The following is a 9393-nucleotide window of genomic DNA, read 5'->3' as shown; positions in this document are numbered from 1 at the left end:
CAGTTTCTTCTTGTAGCTCGCGGATTAATCCTTGCTCTATGCTTTCACCTTCATCAATGCCGCCGCCAGGCAAGCTGAAATCTTCATAGCGGGCAGTGTACATTAATAAAATATCAGTGCCTTTTGAAAAAAACAAGGATGAAATATGAATACAAAACAAAAGGACTTATATAACTTAGAAAAAGAAAAACATTTAGAACTTGATAAGTTTTACACAAAAAAATCAATAGCAAGAAAATGTTTTTTAGAATTAAATAATACGCTACACACACTTAATAGAAATGAAGATGTATGTTTTATAGAACCATCAGCAGGATCAGGCGTTTTCTTAGAAGTCGCGGGGCGATCTCGTTCTATCGGTTTTGATATAGAACCAACAGCAGAAGATATTTATAAAAATGATTTTTTGAATGGTGATATATCTTCTTTCATTACAGACAATACCGTTTTTTTTGGCAACCCACCTTTCGGCAAACGCTCAAAATTAGCACTTGATTTTATCAACAAGTCTTTTGAATACAGCGATATTGTAGCGTTTATCTTGCCAGTACAGTTTAGAAAATGGCAAACGCAGAAAAATGTAAACCTGAATGCCAAGCTGGTACTTGATCTTGACTTACCTGAAAACGCTTTTGAGTTTTGTGGTGAAGATTACTCAGTTCGTTGTTGCTTTCAAGTTTGGTTATTAGATAACAAAACACTACCTGATCTAAGGCTGAAAGAAGCACCACCAACAACACACAATGACTTCGAAATGTATCAATATAACAATACATACGGAGCATTAAAGTTTTTTGATTATGACTGGAACTTCGCAGTATTGCGTCAAGGATGGGGTGATTACAGTGAGTTGTATTTTGATAAAGACGAGTTAAGTAGAAGTAAACAATGGATCTTCTTTAAAGCGAAAAACAAAACTGTTCTAAAGCGTTTAATGAAGCTTGATTTTGAAGCCTTAGCAAAGTTAAACACTTCGGTTAAAGGCTTTGGTAAAGCTGATGTAGTTAAAGCTTATACAAAGCTTTACGGACAAGGAGAGTGCGATGAATAAGATCAACACTCAAATCGTCCAAACGCTACAAAGTCTAAGAAGCTTTAAGAAAGGTACACAGGGAGGTCATAAACTTGAAGACGTATTAGCTCAACAATTAGAAGCTAACTTAAAGAAACATAAATTTAAGCTTATCAATGCTAAAACATTCAAAGACTTTTACCCTGAATATAAAGAACATTGTTCTACTGATTTTGATTTTTCAAAAGTACAGTTAGACAGTGGTATTCAAGACGATAACCTTATCATAGAACAACCATTAGGCTCACAGAACACCCCTGATATTCTTATCATACATAATAAAATAGGTTTACCTATTGAATGTAAAACAAGCAAAAGTGATAAGATTACATGGAATAGCGGCTACCCACGAGAAAATTATATTTACCTTTTTAATAAATATGACGGTATAAACGCAGGTACAACATACTTTTTAGGACAAGATAGTATTCTTCCTTCCGTAAGAGATGAGTTGCTAAAACAAGATCAAATACATAAACAACAAGCAAAGGCATTCAATAATATTTTAAAACAAAATTATAATACTGAATGGAGTTTGTACCCACGCCCAATGTATACATCGTCAACAAAGTACTTCGACAACTTAAATATAAAAAATAATAGAGAGAAAAATGTAGAAGATTATATTTTAAAATACGTTTGGAGTATATAAAATAAACCCTTTATATAATATATATATTGATTATTTATAATAGGTATGATATATATATGTTATTCAAAGGGGAGAATGTGGAAATGGGTAAATTTGTAGAAGATTTAAAAAGTAAATTATATAGATTAAAAGACGATGAACTTAAAGAAAAGTTTTTAAACGGTGGTTTAAAACCAGTCAGCGTTGATTTTAAAATGGACGTTGATTATATGAATGAAGTTAAACTCAATTATCAAGATAAAACATTAGCAACTATTCATGGTGGCTGGACACTTAACACAGAACATAAAATTAAAAAAGAATTTACCGCGCAATTGTGGCTTCATGATAACAACAACATTATTGCCGCTATCAAAGATAAAGAAACTAATAGCAACGTTGTTTACCGAAGTTATACCCCTGAAGAGTTTTCTTCTACTGATAGTCCTTTATATGATATTGACAAAAAAGGCGATTACGACACGTTAAAAGAGAGAGATAGAGCTTTTGTTAAAGAGATTAAAAACGCTGTTAAACGTGACTCATTGAAAGTATTACCAGAACCACATGAACAATCATTCCTTCTACAAAGATTGATTAAAGACACACACGTTTTTGCTGAATTGAAAGAAAGAGATATATCTACAACAGCACTTTTCAAAAAAGAGCTTAACAACTTCGCTAAACTACACATTGATAGCGACTTATACCCACAACAATTCACCAAGTCGTTAGACATTCCTGATACTGTTATCGACACTATGATTGAAAACTCATATCAACACGTAAACTGTGAAGAGTTAGTCCAAAAGTGTGTTGATTTAGATAAAGGTGATTTGAAAGGCGTTTTGAAGTACAACGTCAATCTTGGTAATGCCGAAACAGGTATAGACAAGACAGCCAATATCAAAATGAAACTTGGTAAAGAAGGTTATGAAACAGTAATCAAAATGGTAGCAGGTGATAAGCAATTCACGTTTGGCACTGATCTTCTTGAAAACAGTAATGACAGACTAAACCTTGTTGATAGTCTAAACCTAACAATCACAGAAGCAGCAAACGAAGCTAACGCGATTATCTATCAACCCAATGCTTTCATTAACCAGATAAAAAACATAACACCTTGCCTAAGCAATGCTTGTAAAGGCATTGATAAAGACTTACCGTTTGAAACTGTTAAAGAGAAGGTTTTACAAGGAATTGATAACAAAGCACAAGAACTTGGTTTAAACGACCACAAAGCGTTATTAGGCGTATTTTACGGAACGTCTAACATTGAAGATAAACACGTAGATACAATAATCAACCAAGTAGCAACAAACCACGTTAATAAAATTGATGTTGACGAGTTAGCCCCTGTTTATTCACATTTGAATGATAACCAGCTTAAAAGCTTAGTCGTAGACTTTACAGGACTATCAAAACTACCACGTTCTACCACTCAAAAGATCTTGAAAGACTTAAAGACAGGTGATTTTTCGAAGCAAGCGAAAAGCTATCAACGTGTGAATGGTGATTTCCATGAAAACCTATGTGATAAAAACGAAGAAGAGTTTTTAAGGTTATATGTTGAAAGTAAAGTGTCTTCAAAAGAAGAGCTAAACAATTTAGATAAATATGATCTAAGTCGTTCTTTGGCACAATATAGAGAACATAACAAACATATACAAAAGAGTGTTGTTAAAAATAGAGTGTTAGAATTTTAAAAAAAACGACATAATTATATTTATGTCGCTTATTTCTTTATTTTTTCATTATTCTGTGTACGTGGTAAAAGTCTTCTTGATCTACATGTCCAATAGCTAAAATCATATTATGATTAATTTTTAGGTGTTTAAAGATAATACCATTTAACTTTCGCATTATTTCAGGGCTTGCTTCCTTAATCGTATAAAAATCTTTATCACCTATAATTTTATTCAGTTCTTTATTAAATAACCTTACATCACCTTTAAAATTACTTTCTATAAAATATTCGGCAATCTCTTGTGGCATATCGAACAAAAAATCATTATTTTCAATGTAAAACATATTTGTATAAAAAACGTCATCAATTTCCAAAAGAAAGAAAACATAAGCTAAATCATTGTATAACTCTTTCGATTTTAGATTGAGCTTCTTGAAGTGGTTATTAAAAGCTTTTAGTTCTTCACTTGGATCAAATACATTTCTTGTAAAGAATGATCCATTTTCATTTTTATAACAAACTATATTTTTTTTAGTATCTTCATTCTCTTTATGTTTTTTTGATTTAGAAAAAAGGTAGTTAGAAAAGTTTTTTACATGATTGTCATCAAAAAAATTCTGTTGTCGTTGTTGCGGTATAAAAATCATAAATAATCTCCATTGTTGTTTATATATTTTTATCATAAAAAATAAAACAATAAATAGTTGCTGAAGGTTATTTTAATTAATATAATGTATATAACTTCTTTAAGAGATATATATTTATGAAAAAATTAAATGGTCTTCTCATTAACCCTTTCACACAACGTATAGAGCAAGTCCAATTCAATCAAAACGATTTGGAAAGCAAATACACTCTTCTTAATTGTCGCTTAATAGACGCTATACCTATGCCAAATGGCGATGCTATCTACTTCAATGATGAAGGCTTGTTTGAAGAAGCTGACACGCCTTACAGCAATCAAGAAGGTTTAGCCGCATTCTTTATAGAAGGCATTACAGCCGCACCAATAGCAGGTTTAGGACTTGTGGTAGGCACTGTGATCGATACAGGTGAGGACTGGCATTGTAAGTCAACGACTTTTGATTTTGTTGATAAGCTTTCTTTTGGCATTATAAAAAAAGAATACTGAAGAGAAAAAGGCTACTTATATAAGTAGCCAGTTTCAAGGGAGATGAGATATACAACAAGGAAAATTAACATTATGAGAATATTTTAACTTTGTTATATTATTATATATAACCTATATTATTATATAGTCAACCCCTTTTTTAAAATATTTTCATCATTGATTTAATGAAAACATGTATTATCTTGTTATAAGTAAACTTACAAGGGAGAAAATACATGGAACAATTAAAGAAAATAATCGAAGCTGATGATGAAACACTTCTAATCGAACATCTCAATCAAACACAATATGAAAGTTATATATTAACTGAAATGTTATTGTATTCATACGAAACTCGTTCTACAAATTGTTATATACATCTTTTAGCACAAAAAGATGTTGATACGTCAATATTAAATAAAAAAACAATCAATAAAAATAACATTAAATAATGTGTTTTTTTGAAACATATTAAATAATATGTTTTTAAGTGTTGATAGATATATAAAAATAATATATAACAAAAATAACAAGGAAATATTATGAATACAATTTTAAAAGAAAAAATAGAAGATTATAAAAACCATTTAATTATCATTGAAACGCCACATCAAAGTGTACCTACAATTTGGGTAGCAACCAGCAAAGACGATTTCATTAATCGTGTTATAGACAATGAAAATCTTGATAATTTAGATTTATACCCTTCAAGCGACTTCGAAAATGATTTTGAAAGAGCAAAAGAGCTTTGTGGTAGAGATTTAAGAAAGTTAGAAGTCTTAGACATTGAAACAGCTTTGAAACAAGTACTTGAAACTAACCCTAAAAACTTTATAGAAGGACAGGATGATCTTCAAAAAGAACTTTATGTTAACCATATCATCGATCACGATTTTTGTACTTCTTATTTCATTCAAGAAGTGGCTAATAAAGAATACAACACTACATTAACTCAACAAGAGATATTTGACATAGCAGAAGATCAAGATATCAGCATCTACCCTGATGATTGTTTTGACGAAGTTGACTTTAAAGAGATTAAAGGCGCATTATCAAAATACAAGACAAAATCAAATGTTTTGAGTTTTTAAATTATATCTTAATATAACAATCAATAGAAAAGTTATTATTTAATGACTTTTTTTGTTTTTCATCTATTGACAATAATAAAACCGATGATACATTCTTATATATAGCGCAAGCTGTAATGAAATAAAAACTTTAATTTTTTATTTTGAACAATCCTTTAAATATTATCTTAACGCCACCTTTTCTAAGGTGGCTTTTTATTTCCTGAGAATATATATTATACAATTAATTTTTGTTTTTTAAGTGTTGACAAAAATAAGAAATACAATATGTTATTTATTAGAGATATTAGTTTTCTAATTTAAAATTTTGTCAATTTTGCATGTCTCTAAAGCGATAAGTTAGCCACTTGAAAAAGTGGCTTTTCTTTTTTAACAAGGGGAGTAGAAGAATGATTAAGAAAGAATGGTTAAAAGATTACGTTAGTACAGATCACACAACAACTGAGATTATGGAAGTTTACATGACTTACTTTGATTTGATTAAGGCTGATATAGTTGATTTGATAGAACGTAAACACGTAATGCTATTAGACGTTAACCAAGAACATTTAATGCCTATTATATTTAAACTAGCCAAAGTGGTTAATTTCGAAGATTTATACAACAAGACACTTTATAACCCTATATCAGTAAAATCAATCAATGAAAGCCCATTTTCACAGCACACAGAATTGAATAAAGTAGCTTACGATTTTTTCTTTTATGCGATAACACAACAAGTACTATATGAGTTTATAACCACCTTCGATCCTAAGTGTATCAATTCAACTATTGTAAAAGATAAAATAAATATATTTTAAAAAACGTATTGTTTAATACGTTTTTTCTTTATACATTTTCTTGGTGATTTTAAATTTAATGATACAATAGTATATATAAGCAAAGGAAAAAGCTTATGTTAATAAATAAAAACAAGGAATAATGTTATGAAGAAAATAGTTTCTACAATCGCAGTAGCACTAGGCATCGGTAGTGTAGTATCAGTTAACCAGAATGATAATTTTGTAGACGATATAAGCAAGTCTAAAAACAATACTTACCAAACAGAAGTGAACTCAAAACCTACTACTTTCTCACCTGTACGTGTTAAAGCCGCAACCAGAGATTACAAAAAGATAGAACAAGCGGAAGGTGTTTTATCAAATGTTGAAATTGCTAACTTGAAAGCAGAATTCAAAGATAGATACAAAATCAGTGATACAGAATTTTCAAACAAGTATCTATCAAATGATGACGTTAAAGTACAGAAAGCAACTGATACTGTTAAGCCAACACAAAAGCAAACTAACAATTTAAAAAGATCGCTTTAAGGTTTTTTACTGAATATGATAAGGCGCTTTATTGCGCCTTTTTTTTAAAGGGGAATAACATGAATTTTTTATCAAGACTTGTCAATATTATTATTGCGATACTTTTCATACTTGTATTGATTAGACTATTCTTTTTATTTTTTATTTGGTAAAAATATTATCAAGTAAAAATCATTATATAATATGTTTTTTAACTATTTATTATTCTATATCTTTTAAAGTATTGAATTAAAATAAAATTATATTATAATATATAATGTAAGCAAGGGGAAAGCTTAAAAACAAAATTAAAGGAATAAACATTATGAAAAAACTTATATCTCTATCAGCAATATCAGCAGCAATCTTCGGTGTAGCATCAGTTAATCAACAAGCTTCTATTGATGTAAATCAAGATACTAAAACAGTGAATAACGATAAGGTAGAAGTACAGAATAAACCTGTAAACATAGCATTAGAGAAAAATTTTGGACTTGGTGTATTAAGAAGCGCAAATCGTATGATTAATGACATACAGGACAACAAAGCAACTCGTTTCGATTTTCAAAATGAATTTGGTGTATCACCTTCAAAATTCAAAAATATCTATGCTAAACCATTGGTTTATATCAATAGTAATCAGCACAAAAACAATTTTCAAAATAACGCAGAAATAGAGAACAAGAAAGTACGTAGCTTGGTGAAAAACGCAAGGCTACACTACATAGCAAAAGGTATCATTTACGAGATAGAGGACAAGAATGGCAACACACTTGCTACATTCCAGTTAAAAGAAGAATTCAAAGACAAAGTAGGCATTACAGTAGAAGAATATAAAGCAAGGCAACAAGGCACTAAACCAGCACAAAACAAAGTAGAAAAGCCAGAAGTTAAGCAGACTGTTAGAAATCTTAAAAGTGCGATGGCACAAGGTAGAAAGAGAACTTTAAGAATGAGCTAACTATTGATTTTTACTGATTTGATTAAGGCGCGTTATGCGCCTTTTTTATTGCCTTAAATTACCCACCGCATGAACACATGATAAATAAAACTCTTAAAAATAATTATCAATAAAAAACGCATTATATAATATGTTTTTTAACTATTTATTATTATATATCTTTTAAGGTATTGAGTAATAAAAAAATTATGTAATAATATAAGTATAAGCAAGAGGAAGTGCTTTAAAATAATAAAATAAGGATGATAAAATGACTAAAATTATAATAACACCAAAAACAACAAATGAAGAAAAACTGGCGATATATTCAGATATTAAAAATTGGGACAATATTTTCATTAATTATTATGATGCGTTTGAAAATAACAAGCTAATAGATAAGTATTACCAAAAGCCTGTAAAATTAGATAAAGATGAAATCATAAGAGATTATAAAAGGTTACTTAACAATCAAATAATAAAAAGAGCTTTAATCATAATTGATGCAATAAATGAAGCTGATGAAGATTTTAATTTATATCGTTTAGTTGAAGATTTTGATTTTATGAATGATTGGACTTCCCGTTGTAATGTGTTTAATTACATTGAAGACAACAAAAAATTAGTAAATGATAAAAAAAGGGAATACATAAGAAATAATTTTAATGGATTGATTGAATTATAATTAAATATAGATAGCTGAAACAATATAGGGTAATTTTATTGAATTGCCCTTTTTAATGCCTAAAATTAACCACCGCATGAGCCACATGACTAACACTTCTAAAACTTTTAAAAATAATTATCAATAAAAAACGCATAATATAATATGTTTTTTAACTATTTATTATTCTATATCTTTTAAAGTATTGAATTAAAATAAAGTTATATTATAATATAAGTATAGGTTAAGGAAAGACCTAATAATAAAAAACAAGGAAGAAAAATTATGAAAAAAATGGAATTGAAATTAAACGATAATGGAGTTTTAATTGATATAGATACAGAAAATTTAAGCTCAATTGAATTACTTAATGATAACGTTATGCTAATCAATGATTATGAAGAAGTAGAGTTTAATATTGATAATTTGGAAGCGATAAGAGAGTTTGATAATAACCATCGTCATGAAGTATATTTTTGTAAAGAATTATCAAAATTAGTATACATGGAAGAACGTAAACTGATATTGAAAGAAGGTGATATATATGATCTCGATTTTGATTTTTACGAAGAAGTAAAAATTATTGACGGAAGAATAGAATTTATACCAACCGATGAAACCCGTTTTTCTTATCATGACGTAGCACTGACTGAGTTTAATTTAAAAAGTATTTTGTTATTTTCTTATACTGATTACTGTGAATTTAGGTGTGTTGAAATAGACAAAAACATTGAGAAGCTAATAAGAGCAAAGGAGAATATAACTCTATTTTAAAATACAGATAGGCGCAATTTAAGCGCCTTTTTTAACGCCTAAAATCAACCACCGCATGAGCCACATGACTAACCCTTCCAAAACTTTTAAAAATAATTATCAAGAAAAAACGCATTATATAATATGTTTTTTAA

At 29.1% G+C, this 9393-nt stretch carries 12 protein-coding genes and 1 pseudogene; 11 read left to right on the top strand and 2 right to left on the bottom strand.

What is annotated here, in order from left to right; all coding sequences use genetic code 11:
• A pseudogene (locus tag H5203_RS21910) lies at positions 1-124 on the bottom strand (NUDIX hydrolase); the annotation flags it as partial.
• 21 nt (positions 125-145) lie between these two features.
• On the opposite strand from H5203_RS21910, the gene H5203_RS21905 reads away from it, so the two are divergent.
• From H5203_RS21905 to H5203_RS21895, 3 genes are all read left to right on the top strand, one after another.
• The gene (locus tag H5203_RS21905; protein ID WP_182820324.1) at positions 146-1051 is read left to right on the top strand and encodes an SAM-dependent methyltransferase; all 906 of its coding nucleotides are present in this window, start codon (positions 146-148) and stop codon (positions 1049-1051) included.
• The gene (locus tag H5203_RS21900; RefSeq protein WP_182820323.1) at positions 1044-1724 is read left to right on the top strand and encodes a hypothetical protein; all 681 of its coding nucleotides are present in this window, start codon (positions 1044-1046) and stop codon (positions 1722-1724) included. The genes H5203_RS21905 and H5203_RS21900 overlap by 8 nt, the downstream gene beginning before the upstream one ends.
• A gap of 83 nt (positions 1725-1807) precedes the next feature.
• On the top strand, positions 1808-3409 hold the full coding sequence (locus H5203_RS21895) for a hypothetical protein (protein WP_182820322.1): 1602 nt from the start codon (positions 1808-1810) through the stop codon (positions 3407-3409).
• 37 nt (positions 3410-3446) lie between these two features.
• On the opposite strand, the gene H5203_RS21890 is transcribed toward H5203_RS21895, so the two are convergent.
• Positions 3447-4037, bottom strand: a complete 591-nt coding sequence (locus H5203_RS21890) for a hypothetical protein (protein WP_182820321.1) — start codon at positions 4035-4037, stop codon at positions 3447-3449.
• Positions 4038-4153: 116 nt separating this feature from the next.
• Between H5203_RS21890 and H5203_RS21885 the strand changes: the two genes are divergently transcribed.
• From H5203_RS21885 to H5203_RS21850, 8 genes are all read left to right on the top strand, one after another.
• Positions 4154-4522 (top strand): hypothetical protein, encoded by a 369-nt coding sequence (locus H5203_RS21885; protein ID WP_182820320.1) that lies wholly within the window; start codon positions 4154-4156, stop codon positions 4520-4522.
• A gap of 215 nt (positions 4523-4737) precedes the next feature.
• Positions 4738-4953: a hypothetical protein gene (locus tag H5203_RS21880; protein ID WP_182820319.1), complete on the top strand. Its 216-nt coding sequence runs from the start codon at positions 4738-4740 to the stop codon at positions 4951-4953.
• Positions 4954-5043: 90 nt separating this feature from the next.
• Positions 5044-5592, top strand: coding sequence for a hypothetical protein (locus H5203_RS21875; protein WP_182820318.1), 549 nt, complete (start codon positions 5044-5046; stop codon positions 5590-5592).
• 389 nt (positions 5593-5981) lie between these two features.
• Complete coding sequence (locus tag H5203_RS21870; protein WP_182820317.1) at positions 5982-6392, top strand: hypothetical protein; 411 nt, start codon at positions 5982-5984, stop codon at positions 6390-6392.
• Positions 6393-6518: 126 nt separating this feature from the next.
• On the top strand, positions 6519-6902 hold the full coding sequence (locus H5203_RS21865) for a hypothetical protein (RefSeq protein ID WP_182820316.1): 384 nt from the start codon (positions 6519-6521) through the stop codon (positions 6900-6902).
• Positions 6903-7206: 304 nt separating this feature from the next.
• A complete protein-coding gene (locus H5203_RS21860) occupies positions 7207-7842 on the top strand; it encodes a hypothetical protein (protein ID WP_182820315.1) in 636 nt (211 codons plus the stop codon).
• A 250-nt stretch (positions 7843-8092) separates the two neighbouring features.
• Positions 8093-8506, top strand: coding sequence for a hypothetical protein (locus H5203_RS21855; RefSeq protein WP_182820314.1), 414 nt, complete (start codon positions 8093-8095; stop codon positions 8504-8506).
• A 264-nt stretch (positions 8507-8770) separates the two neighbouring features.
• Positions 8771-9259 (top strand): hypothetical protein, encoded by a 489-nt coding sequence (locus H5203_RS21850; RefSeq protein WP_182820313.1) that lies wholly within the window; start codon positions 8771-8773, stop codon positions 9257-9259.
• The last annotated feature ends 134 nt before the right edge of the window (positions 9260-9393 follow it).

Source organism: Pseudoalteromonas sp. SG41-1 (assembly GCF_014164575.1).
GTDB classification, from domain to species: domain Bacteria; phylum Pseudomonadota; class Gammaproteobacteria; order Enterobacterales; family Alteromonadaceae; genus Pseudoalteromonas; species Pseudoalteromonas rhizosphaerae.
The sequence above is the reverse complement of the archived record's forward strand: the minus strand, read 5'-3'. Positions and strand labels throughout refer to the sequence as shown.

Coding starts and splice junctions, on each gene's coding strand:
- H5203_RS21900 (WP_182820323.1), top strand. CDS start 1,044: ATGAATAAGATCAACACTCAAATCGTCCAAACGCTACAAAGTCTAAGA.
- H5203_RS21895 (WP_182820322.1), top strand. CDS start 1,808: ATGGGTAAATTTGTAGAAGATTTAAAAAGTAAATTATATAGATTAAAA.
- H5203_RS21890 (WP_182820321.1), bottom strand. CDS start 4,037: ATGATTTTTATACCGCAACAACGACAACAGAATTTTTTTGATGACAAT.
- H5203_RS21855 (WP_182820314.1), top strand. CDS start 8,093: ATGACTAAAATTATAATAACACCAAAAACAACAAATGAAGAAAAACTG.
- H5203_RS21885 (WP_182820320.1), top strand. CDS start 4,154: ATGAAAAAATTAAATGGTCTTCTCATTAACCCTTTCACACAACGTATA.
- H5203_RS21905 (WP_182820324.1), top strand. CDS start 146: ATGAATACAAAACAAAAGGACTTATATAACTTAGAAAAAGAAAAACAT.
- H5203_RS21875 (WP_182820318.1), top strand. CDS start 5,044: ATGAATACAATTTTAAAAGAAAAAATAGAAGATTATAAAAACCATTTA.
- H5203_RS21860 (WP_182820315.1), top strand. CDS start 7,207: ATGAAAAAACTTATATCTCTATCAGCAATATCAGCAGCAATCTTCGGT.
- H5203_RS21880 (WP_182820319.1), top strand. CDS start 4,738: ATGGAACAATTAAAGAAAATAATCGAAGCTGATGATGAAACACTTCTA.
- H5203_RS21865 (WP_182820316.1), top strand. CDS start 6,519: ATGAAGAAAATAGTTTCTACAATCGCAGTAGCACTAGGCATCGGTAGT.
- H5203_RS21870 (WP_182820317.1), top strand. CDS start 5,982: ATGATTAAGAAAGAATGGTTAAAAGATTACGTTAGTACAGATCACACA.
- H5203_RS21850 (WP_182820313.1), top strand. CDS start 8,771: ATGAAAAAAATGGAATTGAAATTAAACGATAATGGAGTTTTAATTGAT.